At 50.8% G+C, this 17,611-nt stretch carries 15 protein-coding genes; 13 read left to right on the top strand and 2 right to left on the bottom strand.

The annotated features are described in order from the left end of the window. The first annotated feature begins 85 nt into the window (after positions 1-85). From PUR_RS24140 to PUR_RS24090, 11 genes are all read left to right on the top strand, one after another. The gene (locus PUR_RS24140; RefSeq protein WP_124696555.1) at positions 86-427 is read left to right on the top strand and encodes a hypothetical protein; all 342 of its coding nucleotides are present in this window, start codon (positions 86-88) and stop codon (positions 425-427) included. Between the two features lie 485 nt (positions 428-912). Next, positions 913-3,747, top strand: a complete 2,835-nt coding sequence (locus PUR_RS24135; RefSeq protein ID WP_179037403.1) for an Ig-like domain-containing domain — start codon at positions 913-915, stop codon at positions 3,745-3,747. A 78-nt stretch (positions 3,748-3,825) separates the two neighbouring features. Then, the gene (locus PUR_RS24130; RefSeq protein WP_179037402.1) at positions 3,826-4,410 is read left to right on the top strand and encodes a hypothetical protein; all 585 of its coding nucleotides are present in this window, start codon (positions 3,826-3,828) and stop codon (positions 4,408-4,410) included. A gap of 155 nt (positions 4,411-4,565) precedes the next feature. Continuing rightward, positions 4,566-4,838, top strand: coding sequence for an alpha/beta-type small acid-soluble spore protein (locus tag PUR_RS24125; protein ID WP_124696600.1), 273 nt, complete (start codon positions 4,566-4,568; stop codon positions 4,836-4,838). A 222-nt stretch (positions 4,839-5,060) separates the two neighbouring features. Next, positions 5,061-6,263 carry a methionine adenosyltransferase gene (metK, locus tag PUR_RS24120; RefSeq protein ID WP_179037401.1) on the top strand — a complete coding sequence of 401 codons (1,203 nt, stop codon included), beginning with the start codon at positions 5,061-5,063 and terminating at the stop codon, positions 6,261-6,263. Positions 6,264-6,493: 230 nt separating this feature from the next. Further along, complete coding sequence (locus PUR_RS24115; protein WP_179037400.1) at positions 6,494-9,226, top strand: stalk domain-containing protein; 2,733 nt, start codon at positions 6,494-6,496, stop codon at positions 9,224-9,226. Between the two features lie 56 nt (positions 9,227-9,282). Then, positions 9,283-10,443 (top strand): sensor histidine kinase, encoded by a 1,161-nt coding sequence (locus PUR_RS24110; RefSeq protein ID WP_179038057.1) that lies wholly within the window; start codon positions 9,283-9,285, stop codon positions 10,441-10,443. Between the two features lie 4 nt (positions 10,444-10,447). Next, the gene (locus PUR_RS24105; protein WP_179037399.1) at positions 10,448-11,170 is read left to right on the top strand and encodes a response regulator; all 723 of its coding nucleotides are present in this window, start codon (positions 10,448-10,450) and stop codon (positions 11,168-11,170) included. Between the two features lie 92 nt (positions 11,171-11,262). Beyond that, on the top strand, positions 11,263-11,727 hold the full coding sequence (locus PUR_RS24100) for a glycosyltransferase family A protein (protein WP_179037398.1): 465 nt from the start codon (positions 11,263-11,265) through the stop codon (positions 11,725-11,727). Between the two features lie 118 nt (positions 11,728-11,845). Continuing rightward, positions 11,846-14,038: a helicase-related protein gene (locus tag PUR_RS24095; RefSeq protein WP_179037397.1), complete on the top strand. Its 2,193-nt coding sequence runs from the start codon at positions 11,846-11,848 to the stop codon at positions 14,036-14,038. Then, positions 14,035-15,039, top strand: coding sequence for a ComFC family protein (locus PUR_RS24090; protein WP_179037396.1), 1,005 nt, complete (start codon positions 14,035-14,037; stop codon positions 15,037-15,039). The genes PUR_RS24095 and PUR_RS24090 overlap by 4 nt, the downstream gene beginning before the upstream one ends. A 268-nt stretch (positions 15,040-15,307) precedes the next feature. Here the strand turns inward: PUR_RS24090 and PUR_RS24085 are convergent, their stop codons facing one another. Both PUR_RS24085 and PUR_RS24080 read right to left on the bottom strand, forming a co-directional pair. Then, a complete protein-coding gene (locus PUR_RS24085) occupies positions 15,308-15,742 on the bottom strand; it encodes a hypothetical protein (RefSeq protein WP_179037395.1) in 435 nt (144 codons plus the stop codon). After that, positions 15,735-16,397, bottom strand: coding sequence for a helix-turn-helix domain-containing protein (locus PUR_RS24080; protein ID WP_179037394.1), 663 nt, complete (start codon positions 16,395-16,397; stop codon positions 15,735-15,737). The genes PUR_RS24085 and PUR_RS24080 overlap by 8 nt, the downstream gene beginning before the upstream one ends. Positions 16,398-16,804: 407 nt before the next feature. Here PUR_RS24080 and PUR_RS24075 point away from each other — a divergent pair, with 407 nt between their 5' ends. Together PUR_RS24075 and flgM are read left to right on the top strand one after the other, a co-directional pair. After that, positions 16,805-17,215 (top strand): TIGR03826 family flagellar region protein, encoded by a 411-nt coding sequence (locus PUR_RS24075; protein ID WP_179037393.1) that lies wholly within the window; start codon positions 16,805-16,807, stop codon positions 17,213-17,215. Positions 17,216-17,318: 103 nt separating this feature from the next. After that, entirely contained in the window at positions 17,319-17,606 is a 288-nt protein-coding gene (gene flgM, locus PUR_RS24070; protein ID WP_179037392.1) for a flagellar biosynthesis anti-sigma factor FlgM, read from the top strand. The last annotated feature ends 5 nt before the right edge of the window (positions 17,607-17,611 follow it).

Below are 17,611 nucleotides of genomic sequence, written 5' to 3'. Positions count from 1 at the left end.
ACAATTCTTTGAAATGTGGCGTACTTTACGTTACAATGACGTAAGAAGGTGAAAGTACACACTCAAGCAAGAAGGAGAACGCTAGATGAAACCGATTTTATCAAAAGCCCAAATTGACTACATGAAAGCCAAAAACAAGTTTGAGAATACAGCAAAAATAATGGAAAAGGAAATTGAGGCGAAACGCGCGCTTCAGGAAATTACCCAGGAGGTTATGGAAGAGCTTGTCCAGGCGACTGGATTCCATGATGCATACAATGACCTTGTGATAGCGGAAAACGCACTGATTGACTGGTCCCACTCCACGATTAAACATGAGAAAAGCTACCGAGAGAACCGTGAGGCCATTGATGCTCTATATAATAATGTGAATTCCAGCCCTGAAAAACGGCAGGAACTGATCCAGCTTTCCATGAAAATCAGATAACTTTGTAGTTTCAGGGCGCCGGATTTCGGCGCTCATTTTATTTTGTGGGGATAATCGATAGGAGTTAGCAACCCTTTAGAAAATATTTCTTAATGACCATCGAATCAAGAGCGTGATATACTGTCTTCCGTAGCCGCCCAAGTTTAACAATAGTTTGAATTACATACAAGCGGTTCATTTAATGGAAGTATGGTGAAAATATATTTTTAGTTTTTTTTTGAGTGAACCGCAACTTTTGTGAAACTCCTGCGTTAAAGATGTAGAGTCATTACAACAGCAAATTGTTGGATTAATGGCTGTAAAGCTGGTAAGACCACTTGGAAAAATTAGCTTTACGTGACTTAAGGCACATTGTATAATACTAAGGTAGAATTAGGAATCTAGTATTGTTATGCCTTGAATTCATTTACCAGTTTCTGTGATACCCGTCACAGACATCATTTATACTTAACTTGCTCAACTCGGGAAAGGGGGTGCATCGGCTAATGAGTGACATGAGCTACCCAACTAAACAAGAATCTCAGTTCATGAATGTTCAAGGAGGAGAAAAAAAGGTTATGAAGAAAATTTTGTCCGTAGCATTGTCTACAGCAATGGCATTCTCGATGTTTGCCTCTGTAGCATTTGGTGAAACTGCAACAACCCCGCAAGCTAAATTCGACGCTCTGGCAGCGAAAGGTGTCCTGAACGGATATCCGGACGGCCAAGCACATCTGGAAAAAGATCTGACTCGCGCTGAGTTCGCGAAGATCGTAACTAAACTGTTCAACCTGACTGAAGTAACCAACAAACTGTCTTATAAAGACAAAGGTTACAACGCGAAGAACTGGGCAGTTCCTTACATCGAAGCTGTTACTGCAGCTAACCTGATGCAAGGTAAAGATACTGTAAAAGGTATCTTCGACTATAACGGTAAAGTAACAGTTGAAGAAGTGGCAACAGTACTGTTCCGCGCTCTGAAACTGGAAGCTCCTACTACTACCGACAACAACGCATCGACATGGGCTAAAGGTTACGCTCAAGCTGTAATCAACAAAGGCCTGGTAGCAGCTAGCACAAACTTCAAAGCTAACGCTACTCGTTCCCTGGTAGTTGAAACTGCTTATGCAGTAAGCAACCTGTCCACTGTTCCAGTGGTTGCATCTGCTGAAGCGCTGAGCCCAACTAGCGTTCTTGTAACTTTCTCCGACAAAGCAACGACTACAGTTACTTTGACCGAAGCTCTGGTTGCAGGCGTTGAAAAAACGATCAACTTTACTTACAACGGTCATGACTACACAGCGAAAGTAACGCTGGCTGCTCCGAAAGTAGTTTCCGTAACTGCTCCGAACGGCAAGCAAGTCGTTGTGAAATTCAACCGTCCGGTTGACGCTAGCACCATTTCTGAAACAGTATACGGCAACACTACTCTGGTTGACGGCGTAGTTAGCCTGACTAAACTGGGCAGCGCACCTGCAGTAACTCCAAACACCGCTAATGTTGTTATTGGAGCTGATGGCACGGACGCTACTATCACTTTTGCTGACACTGAATATCTTAAAGGTCAATACGCATTCACGCTGACTGACGCTGTTAAGACGACTGCTGGAGAGAAAATCCCGGCTTATACACAACTGCTGACTGTTGACGATACAGTTGCTCCGGCAATTGTTTCGGTATCCGCAGTAGCTAAAGCTACAACAAACAAAGTAACGGTTAAACTGAGCGAACCGGTACAAGTTCTGGGTACTATCGCTTATGTTAACGGAGCTGCTGTGAACAGCATTGCTAACGGCGATTCCCTGGATGAACTGGTACTGACTACCGGTACGCTGGAAGCCGGCAAAACTTATGACGTATCTCTGCTTAACGTTAAGGACTTTGCAGGCAACTACATTTCCCCGAACCCAACTAAGACTACTGTAACGGTTGTTTCCGATACTGTTGCTCCTACGGTAGCAAGTGTAACGGTAACAGGCGAAAACAAAGTTAAAGTTGTATTCAACAAGAGCATTGATCAGCTTTCCCTGAACGGCAGCATCCGCTTGCTGGACGCTAATGGCGAAAGCAAAGGCGCATTCATCGTATCCAAAAATGATTCCAAAACTTACACGTTGACTGCTCCGGCATTCTCGTTCCCAAGCAGCGGTACATTCACTGGTACGATCGTATTCGGAACGAGCATCCGTGACTCCCTGGGCAATACACTGGCAAGCACGTATTCCCAAGCTGTTACCTTCACTAAAGATACAGCTGCTCCTACAGTAGTAAGTGCTACTTACGGAAGCGCTGGTCTGGTAGTTAAGTTCTCCGAAGACGTAACTGTTGCCGGAAATGCTATCACGCTGATCTCCGATGCAACTGGATTTGCAAATGGCTTCACTGTTACCGACGGCACTTACTCTGTTGATGGCGCTACAGTTACATTTAAGAATGTAACAGGTCTGGCTGCCGGATCTTACACGCTGCGTCTGCCAGCAGGTCTGGTTAAAGATAAAGCAGCTGCTAAGAATGCCAACGCTGCAGTTGTTCTGCCTGTAACTATTACGACAACGACTTCAACTGATACCGACAAACCAGGTGCTAACAACATCAGTAATGCTGTAGTGGTAGGTACTGACCAAAGAGTAACGTTCGATGTATATGATACAACGGGCCTTAACCTTTCCACAGTACGTGATGTTAACAACTACACTCTGGGTGGCAAAGCACTTCCAGCAGGTTCTTACATCACAACTAGCTACAATGGAACAGGCAACCCAACTAATGTAACAGCTTCGCTGTACATTCCTTCTGCTTCCATCTCCTCGGCCGATGATCAAGATCTGGTGATCAACGGTATCAAGGATACTGCAGGCAACACTATTGTTCCTGTAGTGAAAACGATCAAAAACTTCGTTGATAGCGTGGCTCCGACTCTGTCTTCTGCCGCAGTATCTTCCGACATCTCCAGCAGATTGATCCTGACCTTCTCCGAAGCAGTAGAAGGAGTAGACAAAGACGATCTGAAGGTTGTTGTTAACGGAGTAGAAGTTTCTGCTGCTAACGTAGAGAAGCTGACAGGTGGAACTACTGGCTCCAGCAAGAAATGGGTTCTGAACGTACCGGTAGCTAAGGGTGATTACAGCGGCAACTCCGTCCTCTATGTTGAGAACGGTAAAGAAGCTGGTGTTCAAGCAGACGAAATCATCGCTTACACTGGCGATGCTGCTGGCAACCTGAACCTGGCTGCAAGCTACGTTTACACCATCACTGTAACTGTCAAGGATGAAACTACAACTTCTATCGTTGACGGAGCTGGCAACAACATCACTAAGGGAACTACGGTTTCCGGTAAATAATTAGCTTCCTCACCGAAGCAAGAATAGCCTCTTCGGAGGCTATTCTTTTTTTATACCTACATTAGAAGGAGGACCCGCATGAAGCCGCTATGGAAAATAACGTTTGCCGCAGTATTGCTGGCAGGCGGTATTTGGGCAGGTTCAATTGTCAGCAATACGGCGCAAGGAGCTGATGTTGGAAATCAGCCAGGAACTGCCGATGACCCTGTTGTTACTAAAAGTTACGTGGATCAGCAGATTCAAAAAGTGCTTCAGGGTGGCATAGTAACGTCTCCGGTTGCCACCAAATCCCCGTCGCCCAGTCCAACTGCAGCAGCCAATTCAACACCAGCTACTACGAAACCAACAGCAACAGCCATTGCATCTCCGGTACCTAATACAGGAAGCGGCAATGATAGCATTATTGTGGATGTGAAGCCGGGACAAACCTTAATCGCCTCAGCGGGAGCCGAATTTATTGTTAGAGCTGGCAAGGCCGTGATCTATTCTCAGGATTCAAATGGTGTAGCCGATCTGACAGACGGCCTGGATTTAACGAACGGCCAGACAGCGCCATCCAACCATTTATTATCCTTTCCAAGGGATGGACGCGGAATTGCCGTACAAGACGGCCAAACCCTTGGGTTGGTTGTTATGGTTAGAGGCGGGCATACTTTAAAGTAACCAACTAGTTAACACAGGAACGCATTTATAAAAAGCATTGGCAGATTTGATTTGTTTTATACTACCAAAACCAACAAACATTACTGCGACTGAAAGAAAGATGGCTGCACATAATAATCCTGTAACTTATACAACTAATACAGGAGGTGCAGTTCATGGCACGCAATAATCGCACGGTTGTTCCGGAAAGCCGGGAAATGCTGAAGCAGATGAAGTTCGAAATTGCAGCCGAATTTGGTCTTTATGGTCCCGTTCCTGGAGCAGGAGCGGATACGGAGTTTGCCTCCGAATTGGGATCGCTGGGAGGAGTTTCAGCGACATCCCGGACCCCCTATCTCGGACATATAACATCCCGGGATAATGGTTCTGTTGGCGGTGAAATTACGAAGCGGCTCGTCAAGCAGGCCGAGCAAGCCCTTTTCTTATAGAATAGAAGGGTGACAATCAGGCATGTAACAGAGGGGCTTTGATTGACACTGCCACGCAAATAAGTTAATATGACTTTTGAGGAAAACCGACCTTTTCCATGTGGAAAAGGTTGATTTTTTTGCCGGGTTAAGTAGTGAATTTATATGAATTTATATGCAAAATGAGATCGAATATGGGGACTGATTGAGCAGTTTCTACCTATTATATAGGAGGTTGAATTCATGCCTATTAAAGGACGTCATTTGTTTACTTCCGAGTCTGTTACAGAGGGACATCCGGATAAGATTTGTGATCAAATTTCTGATGCGGTTCTGGATGCGTTCCTCACCAACGATCCCTACGCGCGCGTAGCCTGTGAGGTATCGGTAGCGACTGGTCTAGTTCTCGTTATTGGAGAAATCAGCACGAAGTCAGAGTATGTGGATATCCCGGCCATTGTACGGAATACAGTTAAGGATATCGGATATGTGCGCGCCAAATACGGCTTTGATTACAATACCTGTGCTGTGCTGACTTCGCTTAACGAGCAGTCCGCGGACATTGCCCAAGGGGTTAACGCGGCGCTGGAGAATCGTGACCCTGCTCAGGTTGCTGAAGAAACGGCCAATATTGGCGCAGGGGACCAAGGATTAATGTTCGGCTTCGCGACCAATGAAACGCCCGAACTGATGCCGCTTCCGATTGCTTTGTCCCACCGAATCGCCCGTCGTTTGTCCGAAGTCCGCAAAAATGGCACTTTGGATTATTTGAGACCGGATGGTAAAACACAGGTTACGATTGAGTATCAGGATGACAAGCCTGTACGTGTTGATACGATCGTCGTATCCACACAGCATGCGGAGGAAATTTCACTGGAACAAATCCAGAAGGATATCAAGGAGCATGTCATTTTGCCGGTGGTGCCCGATGGCCTGCTGGATAACGAGACCAAGTATTTCATCAATCCGACCGGACGCTTTGTTATTGGCGGACCGCAGGGAGATGCCGGGCTGACCGGACGGAAAATCATCGTCGATACGTATGGTGGTTATGCCCGTCACGGCGGGGGCGCTTTTTCCGGAAAAGATCCGACAAAAGTCGACCGTTCCGCTGCCTATGCTGCGCGTTATGTAGCGAAAAATCTGGTAGCCGCTGGTCTTGCCGACAAATGCGAAATTCAGCTGGCTTATGCAATTGGCGTAGCGAACCCGGTTTCCATTAACGTCGATACATACGGCACAGGCAAGATTGGTGAAGAACAGCTTGTCGAGCTGGTGCGCGGCAACTTCGACCTTCGTCCTGCCGGAATTATTTCCATGCTGGATCTGCGCAGACCGATCTACAAACAGACCGCTGCTTACGGACATTTCGGACGCACCGATCTGGATCTTCCTTGGGAACGTGTGGACAAAGCGACGCTGCTCAGGGAGCAGGCTGGTCTGTAATTTTAACAAGCGAGATGGATTTCATCTTACGGAATACTTAAGAAAAGGGCCTTTTGTATGGACAAGTTCTTAATGAACGGACTCCATGCGAAAGGCCTTTTTGCTTGCCCGAAGTCTATGTGAAGAACTTTTTTTATGTCAATTTCGTAACTTTTTCGGTAAAACTTAGTCTATTAATTATGTAGGCGGAAAGCGGTGGGGGAATAAATGTGATGGGAGAGTTACTGTGAATGAATAGTAGTTGTTCGTCGAACCAGACTAGAAAAGATAAACCAGGGAGCAATAAGAAATCCGTCGCCCCTAAATGGGTGGCTGCTTCACTCGCGGGTGTGCTGTGGATCATGCCTGTAATTGGCGGCGAGCTGCCGTTGTTTCAACAGGGTTCCGCTTCAATTGTGGAGGCCGCTTCCACGTTCACGGCAACCAAAGTGAGTGAAGAAATCATTACTTCCGGCGCCGTGAAGCTGAAATATAAATATACCGTAACGCGCTCCGGGAGCAAAGCAACTGGCCTGGCGGATATCGTCCGCGTTGATCTGAACAATCCTTACGTCTCCATTGACGTCATGACAGGCAAGAATGGAAAGTTAACCACGCGCCAGAGCACTGGCGGAATGGCCAAAGAGACCGGCGCGGTAGCGGCGGTGAACGGGGACTATTTCAATACCGGCGGCGAAGGAGCGCCGATTGGTGGCGAAGTATCGCGGGGAACCCTCGTATCGACACCATCACAGCTGAATGGACTTTATGCTTTTGCCCTAACGACTGACAGAAAACCGATAATCGACCAATTCTCGTTCGAGGGAACGGTCACGGCAGCGGACGGCTCGCAGCTCGCTTTAGCGGGAATCAACAAAGGGGCATACAATCCGGAAGGCGGAGCTTCCACTTACAGTCATGTCAATGCGGCGTATATTTATACGGATGCTTGGACAGCGCTGGATCGCCCGAAAAACAGCTCGACTTCCCCAACCGAAGTGCTTGTCGAAAATGGAATCATTACGCAAATTTCAGCTAGAAATACCGCGCTGCCGATCACTGTGCCGGCGGGGGCCTTTATTTTGCGGACGCACGGAACGGCTGCACAGTTCGTCGCCGATCATTTGCAGGTCGGACAGCCTTTGGCAATGACCTGCTCGCTGCGCTCGGCAACAACGAACGAGACCATCGATCCGGCGAATCTGCAGATGATGATCGGAGGGCATACGATTCTGGTCGATAAAGGCAAAGCGACGGCATTCTCCCGTTCCGTCAGCAGTATCGGCGGCTACCGTGCACGAACGGCGCTTGGGTATTCCGAGGACGGGCGCTACGCTTACATTGTCGCGGTGGAGAAGAATGACAGCAGCTCGGGGATGTCCCTGTCCGAATTGCAGTCCTTTATGACGAGCGTCGGCGTATACAAAGGACTTAACCTGGATGGCGGCGGTTCAACGACAATGGTCGACCGGCCGCTTGCCGAAACCGAGACAAGCCTCACGTTCGATACGGAATACGGCACAGAGCAGCGCAGCATTGTGAATGGGCTTGGCGTATATACAACCGCGCCGCAGGGTGAAGTTAAAGGAATCAAAATCAGCGGCAGCAGCGTTCTGCTGATTGGTCAGAAAGCAGCCTATACGTTGAAAGGCTACGATACGTATTACAATCCGATTGACGTCGCCTCCGGCAATCCAGCCTGGAAATCAAGCAGCGGCAGTGTGAGCGTCAGCGGAGGCGAGGCTACGGCGGTGAAGCCGGGCACGGCTGCTCTGACGGCGACCAGCGGGTCGGTAAGCGCCTCTACGACGGTTACCGTGCTTGGCGGCGACGATTTGACCCGTTTGACGGCGGGAACGGAAACCGGTCCGCTGAAGGCGGGGACCGCGATTGCGGTGCCGATTACCGCGGTCGCCAAAAACGGAGCTTCCATCAGCGTGCCGGATTCTGCGCTGAAATGGGAGTTTGTCGGCTTCAAGGGCAGCGTGCAGGGCGGCAAGCTGAACGTGAATTCGGTGAATCCGGGAGTGACGACCGGTTACGCCATTGCGCGCTACGACGGATTCAGCACGGCGGTTGTTCTGACGACAGCCGCGGCTGTGCCATGGGAGGATTTTGAAAATGTGGCCTATCCGGTCGCATTTACAACAAATGCCTCGGGCGTTCAGGGCACAGCTGCCATCACGGACGGCAGTGAAGATCATGCCGGGTCGAAGGTGCTGACTCTCAGCTATGACATGACGGCGGGTACAGGCAAGATGTATGCCTATGCCCAGCTCAACGGCGCATCAGGCAAATCGGTTCCGGCGGCGGCAACCTCGATGTCGCTTGATGTGATGGGAGATCAGAGTCTGAATTGGCTCCGCGCCGAATTTACGGACGCCGGCGGAGCGACGGTCTACGTAGATCTTGCCAAAACGATCGACTGGACCGGATGGAAGACATTGGACATCGACCTGTCAGGTTCAGGAATGAAGTTTCCGGTAACGCTAAAACGGATGTATGTCGTCAACGTCGAGGAAGGGCAGGACGAACGGGCCAAGACCGGCACCGTGGCATTTGACAACATTTCCTTCACGATGCCTTCGCTGTCCAGCGAGGTAGGATTGCCTAAGGGAACGGCGGCCATGACGATCGGACAGAAGACGTTAACGGTTAACGGAACGAAGAGAGCCATTGATTCGGCGCCGCTGGTGCAGAACGGAACAACTTATGTGCCGATACGCTATGTGCTGGACGCTTTTGGCGGCAGCGCATCTTGGGACCCGGCAACCCGGAAGATTATGGTGCTCCGCGGCTCCAAAGCGCTTGACCTTACCGTAAACAAGAAGGAATTTGTCTTGAATGGAAAGCGGCAAAGCGCGGAAGTAGCGCCTTTACTCCTGCAAGGGAGGACTTTAGTCCCGCTTCGTTTAGTCTCCGAGCAGCTTGGACTTACCGTAAAATGGGAACAGGAAACGAAGACCGTAACGATCGAATCATGATATGTTAATATAAAGGCGTGCCTTTATATGATTCGACAGAAATGGGGCCATTGTCCGTGGAATTCCAAACCGATGCCATTGACCGCGTAATCAAGAATACGATTGACGTAATGGAAGACAGCAAGTATCAGATTTTTGAGATTTTGCAAGCTGCCCGCGAGGAGCTTGCAAATCTCAACAATGAACTACAGCAGGTTCGGCAGGAGACGGATGAAACGTTGCAAAAGGTGGATAAGCTGGAGGTGGATTACCGCCGGTCACGTATCCGGTTAACGGAGGTCAGCCGTGATTTTGTTCGTTATACAGAACAAGATATCCGAATTGCCTACGAGAAGGCGACGGAGCTGCAGCTTGAGCTTATGATGAGCAGGGAAAGAGAAGCTTATCTGAGGAACAGACGCGATGAACTGCATAAGCGGGTTCGAAGCGTCGAGAACTCGGTGGAGCGGGCGGAATCGATCGGCTCGCAAATGAGTGTGGTCTTAAAGTATCTGACCGGCGAACTGGGACATGTAACGCGAATTGTCGAATCGGCAAAAAACCGTCAGATCATCGGTCTCAAAATTATTTTGGCCCAAGAAGAGGAACGCAAGCGGATTGCCCGCGAAATCCATGATGGCCCCGCTCAAATGCTGGCCAACCTGGTTCTCAGGACGGAAATTGTGGAAAGAATGTTCGTGAAGCAGGAATTTGGACTGGTACAGGACGAAATAGTAGATTTAAAAGGACAAGTTCGTTCAAGCCTGGAGGAAATGCGTAAAGTCATTTTTAATTTGCGGCCGATGGCATTGGATGACTTGGGACTTATTCCCACGCTGCGCAAGTATGTTCATGACTACGAGGAGAAGACTAAAATTCGGACCTCTTTTGAAACAAGAGGCAAGGAACACCGCCTTTCGTCAGCTATGGAAGCAGCCGTTTACCGGCTTATTCAAGAGGCGTTGTCCAATGTGGCAAAGCATGCTTGCGCCAGCTACGTATTGGTGGAAATTACATATCAGGCACAGTTGATCAAAATTGTTGTTAAGGATAATGGAATAGGCTTCAACGTACAGAGAATGAAAAAAGAGCAGATCGACAGGGAGAGCTTCGGACTGGTTGGGATGCGTGAACGCGTGGAACTGCTGGAAGGAAGAATGGAAATTGAATCTGCCGAGAACCAAGGCACCGCAATCATTATCCATATTCCAACGAACGTGGACAAGGGAAAGGAGTAATGTAATGGAGAACCTGAATTCCTGCAAGACACCCATTAAAGTGCTTTTGGCTGACGACCATCAGCTGTTTAGAGAAGGACTCAAACGTATTTTGAATATGGAGGAAGATATCGAGGTCATCGGCGAGTGCGGCGACGGCATACAGGTATTGGAGTTCTGCAACCAGACTAAACCGGACATCGTGCTGATGGACATTAATATGCCGATTGAGAACGGCGTGGAAGCGACGGAAAAGTTGAGGGAAATGTTCCCCGACGTCAAAGTGATTATTTTGTCCATCCATGATGATGAGAGCTACGTATTCGAAACGCTGCGCAAGGGCGCCAACGGTTATTTGCTGAAGGATATGGAAGCCGAGTCGCTGATCAATGCGATCCGGTCGGTTTGCGAGGGGCATGCCTTTATCCATCCCAAAGTGACGGGCAAGCTGATTAATCAGCTTCGGCGGATGACTTACCTGAACGAAGCGGGCGCGATTGCGGAAACTTCAGTGAAGGAAGCGGGAGTCAAGTTCGTGGCAGGGGACAACAATCCGCTGACCCGCCGCGAAGCCGAGGTGCTGCGACTGATGGCCGAAGGAAAGAGCAACAAGATGATCGGCGAATATTTGTTTATCAGCGAAAAGACGGTCAAAAACCATGTCAGCAGCATTTTGCAAAAAATGGAGGTTGACGACCGCACCCAAGCGGTTATCAATTCGATCAAATATGGTTGGGTAACGCTGTAAAATAGTCCCGAAAGCGCGTATGCGATATTTTCGCAAGTCACCTCTTCTCTTTTGCCGGCATATAGTGTTGGTATAAGAGGAGGTGCATCTCCATGATGGCCCAGCTAATCTGGATCGGAACCGTATATGCATCTGCGGTAATGTGCGTGCATGCGCTTAAATTCCGCGACAAGATGAAGGCGGCCCGTGAGACGGGAAAATGGCTTCACTACATTCTGATTGCCCGCAATCATGAATCCGTAGTGGAGGGGATTATCCGCGCGATGACGCTCCAGTCTTTTCTGACGGGGAAGCGGCTGCGGGTAACCTTTATGGACGACGGCTCAAGCGACGGGACGCTGCGGATTGTTTCCGGGCTGCGGGACGGCGGTTGTTCTCTGGATGTACGGATGGCGCGCGATGAAGGCGGTTCTCTTCAAGAAGAGCGGAAAGCGCAGCCACCTTGGGGGGATAAAGATACCGTGATTGACTTGCGGCTGCCGGAGCATCCGATTCCGCTGCCGTTCATGCGGGCTGTAGGAAGCAGGGGATTTCAATCGAAGCGCGGCAGGATGTAATACAATATCGATTAATGGATTTAATTCCATATCGGAGTTCTTGGTGAAGCACACTTTCCTAAATGTGGGGGAGTGTGCTTTTTTGTGTGGATAATCGAAACGAAGAGGAGAGACGCACATGAGGGCTGCAGTCTATACGGTGAAACAAAGAAAAAGCTGGGGCGCGTATCTCTCCATTGATCCAAGGGTGGATGCCCTGTGGTGGGAGGGATGCCTAACCCGGAAGGACAGCGGGGAGGCGCCTGCGGCGAAAAAGCTGATTTTCCTCGGAACTTCCCTACCGCTGGGCTGGGCAGTAAAGCTGCGGACGAGTTTCTTTTACCGGGGGGAGATGGAGCAGTGGGGCGAAACGGCTTGGACAAGCTATGCGCGGGCGGTTCTGGAAACAGAGCTGGATAATGAGCAGAATATTTTGCGGGCTGGCGGTGGAAGTGTAAGCGTTATGGAAAAAGAGCCTGGGCAGATCGGTGCGGGTCGACAGGATCTGCCATCTCCACAAAAGCTGCTGGACTATGCAGACTGGATCGCTAAGGCGCTGCGGGGCCGCTCTTTGCTTGAGTCCGAGATGGAAGCGCTGCTGTCCGAGCGCCGCCCGGAGATGCTCGGCTGCTGGCGGAGCGCGGCCCAGCTGGCGTATCTGCAGGGGCGGCTTCGTCTGGAGGCTGCTGTAGGGACGCAGCCTGCGGGGGGAGCGGAAAGAGTACGGAGGGGAGGAGCTGGGCTAGAGGAGCGGCGGGATGATGCCGGGCGAGTAGGACGGAGGGAAGGTGCCGGGCGAGAGGAGCAGAGGGAAGGTGCCGGAAGACTATGGCAGAGGGAAGGTGCCGGGCGAGTAGAGCGCAGGGAAGGTACCGGGCGAGTAGAGCGCAGGGAAGGTACCGGGCGAGTGGAGCGCAGGGAAGGCGCCGGGCGAGAGGAGCAGAGGGGAGGTGCCGGGCGTGTGAAACGCCCGGGTATGCTTGCCAGGGCCGCGCGGCTGCCGGCCCTGCGCGGCAGGCTTGCGCGGCGCTTCGCCGCCGCGCCCGCACACCCGCGCTGCCTGCGCTGCGGCAGCGCCGCCACGGGCCGCACGGCCTGCGCCGCGTGCGGCCTTGCCGGCTGCGCCTACTGCGAGGCCTGCCTCGCGCTGGGGCGCAGCCGGGCTTGCGCGCTGCTGCTGCGCGGAGCAGCGCTTCCGGCCGTGCGGGGCACGGCCGCCATGGACCCCGCCGGGCTGCGGCGCCGGTGGGGCTTAAGCGCTGCGCAGGCGGAGGCCGCCGGCGCTGCGCTGGGGTTCCTCGCGGAGCCGCGCGCGGGCTCCGCCTCCGGCCGCCCCGAGCGGTTCCTGCTCTGGGCGGTGACGGGAGCGGGGAAGACGGAAATGATCTTCCCGCTCCTTGAAGCCGTGCTCGCCGCAGGCGGGCGGGCGCTCGTGGCGACGCCGCGGCGCGACGTCGTGCTGGAGCTTGCGCCGCGGCTCGCCAAGGCGTTCCCGGCGGAGAGCATCGCCGTGCTTTACGGCGGCAGCCGGGACCGCTGGGCGGAGGGCCGGCTGGCCCTTGCGACTACGCATCAGCTGCTGAGATTCTACCAAGGATTCGATCTGGTCATTATCGATGAGCTGGACGCTTTTCCTTATCATAACGATCCTATGCTCGCTTTTGCCGCTAAAGGAGCGTGCAAGCCTGGAGGAGCGTTTATTTATTTGTCTGCCACGCCGCCTCAGGATATGCAGCGTGAGGTTCGCCGGGGAAGACTGGCGCATGCGAGAGTGCCTGTCCGCTTCCATGGCTTTCCTCTTCCGGTGCCGAAACATTTAAAAATGCCCCCAGTCGGCGACTGCCTGAAGCGTGGATGGTTGCCGGTAAAGCTGGTAAGAGCGCTGAAGCAGTCACTTGAACGGAAAGCGCAGATTTTTCTGTTTGTGGCCCGGATTGCGCAGATCGACAGATTGCTTCCGCTTTTGCGCCGCGCTCTGCCCGGTGCTGTTATTGAAGGAACCTCTTCGCAGGACCCCGGAAGAGTTGACAAAGTGGCCGCTTTCCGCCGCCGGGAAATTTCCCTGCTCGTAACAACGACCATTCTGGAAAGGGGAGTCACCGTTCCCCGCAGCGATGTGTTCGTGCTGGATGCGGACAATCGGCTTTTTGACGAGGCTTCACTGGTTCAGATGGCCGGACGGGCCGGCCGCTCCAAGGAAGACCCTAGCGGCAGGGTTGTGTTCGCTTCCACGCAGTGGAACCGCTCGCAGCGCGGCGCATGTGCGCAGATTCGGACAATGAACCGGATCGCCCGCAAAAAGGGCTATCTGAACAAGGAGGCGGTTCAATGAAGCGGGGAAGCTGGCTGCAAGCCGTTCATTCTCTCCTGGCTCCGGTACAGGATCATTGCTTGACCTGCGGCCGAGAGGGGAGGCTGTCTATCCGGTTGCCCGGCATCTGTGAGCATTGTTCCGCTTCCGTTCCGTGGATTTTGCACCCCCGTTGCCAAAAATGCGGCCGCCATGTGGGCTGCCCGGACTGCGCGCGCGGAAACGATACTTCCTCTTTGATATGCAACAGGAGTGCGGTGGCCTACAGCAGCGAGATGCGGGATTGGCTCGGACAGTACAAGTATAGGGGAGACGAACGCTATGCCGAGGTGCTCGGAGTCATGTTGGACAGAGCCTATAGTACGCTTAAAGCGGAAATGGAGACTGAGGCGAAGCCCGGGCGGGAAGCGAAGCTGGCTGCCAAGGCCAAATCCGGAAATCCGGCACCTGCAGCCAAGCGGCATTCCGAGCATCGGCGAGGCGGATGGGAGGATCTGCTATCATGGCTTGAATTTCCGCTGGCATCTTCTCAGCATCCGCGGCTGCCCGGTCGCGGGGCTCGGTCCGGCAATGCTGCTAAATGGGAGGCTGACCTGCTTGTACCTGTACCCGTCAGTGACGTCCGGCTAACCGAGCGCGGCTTCAATCAAGCGGAAAGACTGGCGCAGTTCATATCGGCACGCCGTAACATCCCCGTAATGGAACTGCTGGTCCGCGCGCATCACACGGGCAAACAGAGCTTTAAGACCAGAGCGGAGCGGCTTGCCGATATGCAGCGCGCTTTTGTTCCGAATCCGGCATGGGCAGGTGTATTTGCGGAAAGGCTTTTATTTTCTTACCGCTCCGTATCCGGGAACACCAGGCAATATCCAGACGGTGTTCATCCGTTGAAAATTGTTATTTTGGACGATATCTATACGACGGGAAGCACCATCCGTGCTTGTGCGGATGTGCTGCAGGAGATGGCATCGTCCACCGGCTGCCAAACCGAAATTTGCAGCCTGACTTGGGCGAGATCGTAAATCTGAAACAGATTAACCCATTCCATTGTTCTTTGCTCGTTCAGGCACTGCTTGCCCTCCAATACATAGCTTCGTATTTAATTCCGCAACTTATTGGTATGGATGGCAGTGTGAATAGCATGATCTCGATGTCAATGCTTACTAAAGTTAGTATCTGAAGTTGGATTGTCTACCTCTTTACGTTTACCGTAACGGCGATCCACATTGTCACTTGCACGATAAAACAAAAGCCCACGGAACGTGAAAAGTTCCGTGGGCTTGCTGTATATTATTTCTTCCTAGCCTCAACCCACTGCAGATGGCGCAGAAAATCAAGAACATCGTCGAGTGATTGATAAATGCTGTGGTCCCGGATTTTACCTTCCAAATCGGATACCCCTAGCAACGGAAACTGCAGATGAACAGGGTCAAACTCAGTGATTTCAGCAGGTACATCGGGATACTGATCATGACCATGATTGTGGAACTTCATAATCAATGTGCCGTCTTGGTTATACCAGTTATAGAAGAAGGCTTGCAGATTCCCCGTCTTATCACCATGCTCTTCGCATTTGAGATACGAATTCCAGCCAATTAATTTAATTGTAAACTTAGGGTTATACGCCGATTGATTATCTTGCGTTACATCCAGAACGATATCGGGATGAACGTTTTTGATGTTACCGGGAATTGAAGTAAATACCTCCTGAGTAAACTCAGCCAAGAAGCTCCTGTTTTCTTTTAAGCAAATACGTCCAAACATCCAAATCCACATCTTCATCGGAAGCAGAGAGTTCCCCGGAATCACTCTTTTGCTTAAGCTGTTCAAATGGACCATATCTTTCTTCATAGGAAGCAAGTTTGTTGTTAATAAAGCTGAGTTCGTCATCTGTCTCCGTTCTCGCGGCTATTTGCATTCTTTGATGGTAAGCCTCAGCTACACCACTAATCTGCACCACTTCACCACTTGGGTACTCCAAGAGTGTGTCAACAGGAATGTCCACATGTTTCCCCGGCTCGGAGCGGGATACTCCTTTAAACCGGCCTTGGGAGATCCAGCGGGAAATAGTTTGATGAGATACCCCTAGCATGCGGGCGACTTCTCTTGTTGGATAGTGCTTGACTCTAATCGACTTTGCTTGTGGTGAGCCTTGAACCTGAGTAAGCAAGAACACGATATCCTGTTGGGCAGACAGAAATTTATCCTTATCTAGAAAATCCTCATCGGATAACCGGTAGGTTATAATTCCTGCAGCCTCGACAGCATCACATAACATTTTGTAAGTAATAATGTTTTCCCGCAATTGACGGGAAGAAAAGATATTACTTGCATAGATTTCTTGACGTTCCTGCACTTCCAGAATATCCGTGATTGCCATGTTCATCACCTCTTGCCTCCATTGTACCATGAAGTTAAACATAGGAAAAAGAAAAGTTCTCAATAAATCAACATTAAATCAACATGTATTTACAGGATATACTCGATTGAGTAAATTTAAACCTAATTGTTGGGATAAAGGGATAGGAGCTTGATACCGACAAAGAAAATTATTCGAGAGGAGTATTTTGCTGGCCATGAAGAACAGTGATACAAAGCGTTTTGCTGTCCGGCTGGAACAAGCTTTCATACAAGAGATGATTGATACAGCTTAGGTAAGCCGTTCCTATTCGAGGTAATCCTTTCTCCAGATTGGCAAGCCATAGACGAAACCGGCGCAATCATGTAATCTAGGAGCACAAGAAGTCTCATGACGGATTACTATGGAAGGAAAGGGGGCTGCCGAATATGAATATCGATAATTGTCCACGGTGCGGCCGGATTTACGTCAAGAATGTTATGGAGCTGTGCCAGTCCTGCATCAAGGAACTGGAGAAGCAGTATGAGATTTGCGTGAAATATTTGCGGGAGAACAAAGGTGCCAATATTCAAGAACTCTCCGACGCCACCGACATACCAATCAAAGAAATTACCCGCTTTATTCGTGAGGGGCGAATTTCCATCGCGAACGCGCCGAATATAATGTACCCTTGTGAGGTATGCGGAACGCTGATCCGGGAAGGGCATATGTGCGACAGCTGCCGCGGAAGACTGACCAAAGATTTAATGAATGCATCGAAAGAAAGCGCCGCTGCGGAAGCTTCCCGGAAGGGTTCCAATGGAGCCTATAGGGCGGTTGACAAGCTGCGCGGCCAATAATTTCCGGAAAAATACGCTTTCAGCTATAAAGTATGTTTCAATTAAGGCCGATAAACTTAGTAAAGATTATCGGCCTTTTTATAATCGAAAGAAGGTGTGAATTGTGAAAATCAACGAAAGCGGACGAATTAATCCGATTAACCCTTACCAACGGAATGCGGAATCGCAAAGGCAGGAACAAATGAAAAAAAGCACACGCAAAGACGAGGTAACCATTTCTACGGAAGCCATGAAGCTTTTGGAAGCGCAGAACAGCGGGAATGTCGATAATGAACGCGCCCAAAGAATTCAAAGCTTGAAGCAACAGGTCTCCGCCGGTACTTATCAAGTAGACGCATCCCAACTCGCTGAGAAACTCGCCCCCTTTTTTAAGCAATCCTCCGAGAATTAGGTGAA

The sequence above is a fragment of the Paenibacillus sp. URB8-2 genome (assembly GCF_013393385.1).
In the GTDB taxonomy this organism is placed as follows: domain Bacteria; phylum Bacillota; class Bacilli; order Paenibacillales; family Paenibacillaceae; genus Paenibacillus_AQ.
Note: the sequence above shows the minus strand (reverse complement) of the source record. Positions and strands in the feature narration are given on the sequence as shown.

What these genes read in the sequence shown, in the direction of transcription:
- PUR_RS24130 (WP_179037402.1), top strand. Translation starts at nt 3,826, where the DNA reads ATGAAGCCGCTATGGAAAATAACGTTTGCCGCAGTATTGCTGGCAGGC.
- PUR_RS24125 (WP_124696600.1), top strand. Translation starts at nt 4,566, where the DNA reads ATGGCACGCAATAATCGCACGGTTGTTCCGGAAAGCCGGGAAATGCTG.
- PUR_RS24090 (WP_179037396.1), top strand. Translation starts at nt 14,035, where the DNA reads ATGAAGCGGGGAAGCTGGCTGCAAGCCGTTCATTCTCTCCTGGCTCCG.
- PUR_RS24115 (WP_179037400.1), top strand. Translation starts at nt 6,494, where the DNA reads ATGAATAGTAGTTGTTCGTCGAACCAGACTAGAAAAGATAAACCAGGG.
- PUR_RS24100 (WP_179037398.1), top strand. Translation starts at nt 11,263, where the DNA reads ATGATGGCCCAGCTAATCTGGATCGGAACCGTATATGCATCTGCGGTA.
- PUR_RS24075 (WP_179037393.1), top strand. Translation starts at nt 16,805, where the DNA reads ATGAATATCGATAATTGTCCACGGTGCGGCCGGATTTACGTCAAGAAT.
- PUR_RS24135 (WP_179037403.1), top strand. Translation starts at nt 913, where the DNA reads ATGAGTGACATGAGCTACCCAACTAAACAAGAATCTCAGTTCATGAAT.
- PUR_RS24080 (WP_179037394.1), bottom strand. Translation starts at nt 16,397, where the DNA reads ATGGCAATCACGGATATTCTGGAAGTGCAGGAACGTCAAGAAATCTAT.
- metK (WP_179037401.1), top strand. Translation starts at nt 5,061, where the DNA reads ATGCCTATTAAAGGACGTCATTTGTTTACTTCCGAGTCTGTTACAGAG.
- PUR_RS24140 (WP_124696555.1), top strand. Translation starts at nt 86, where the DNA reads ATGAAACCGATTTTATCAAAAGCCCAAATTGACTACATGAAAGCCAAA.
- PUR_RS24095 (WP_179037397.1), top strand. Translation starts at nt 11,846, where the DNA reads ATGAGGGCTGCAGTCTATACGGTGAAACAAAGAAAAAGCTGGGGCGCG.
- PUR_RS24105 (WP_179037399.1), top strand. Translation starts at nt 10,448, where the DNA reads ATGGAGAACCTGAATTCCTGCAAGACACCCATTAAAGTGCTTTTGGCT.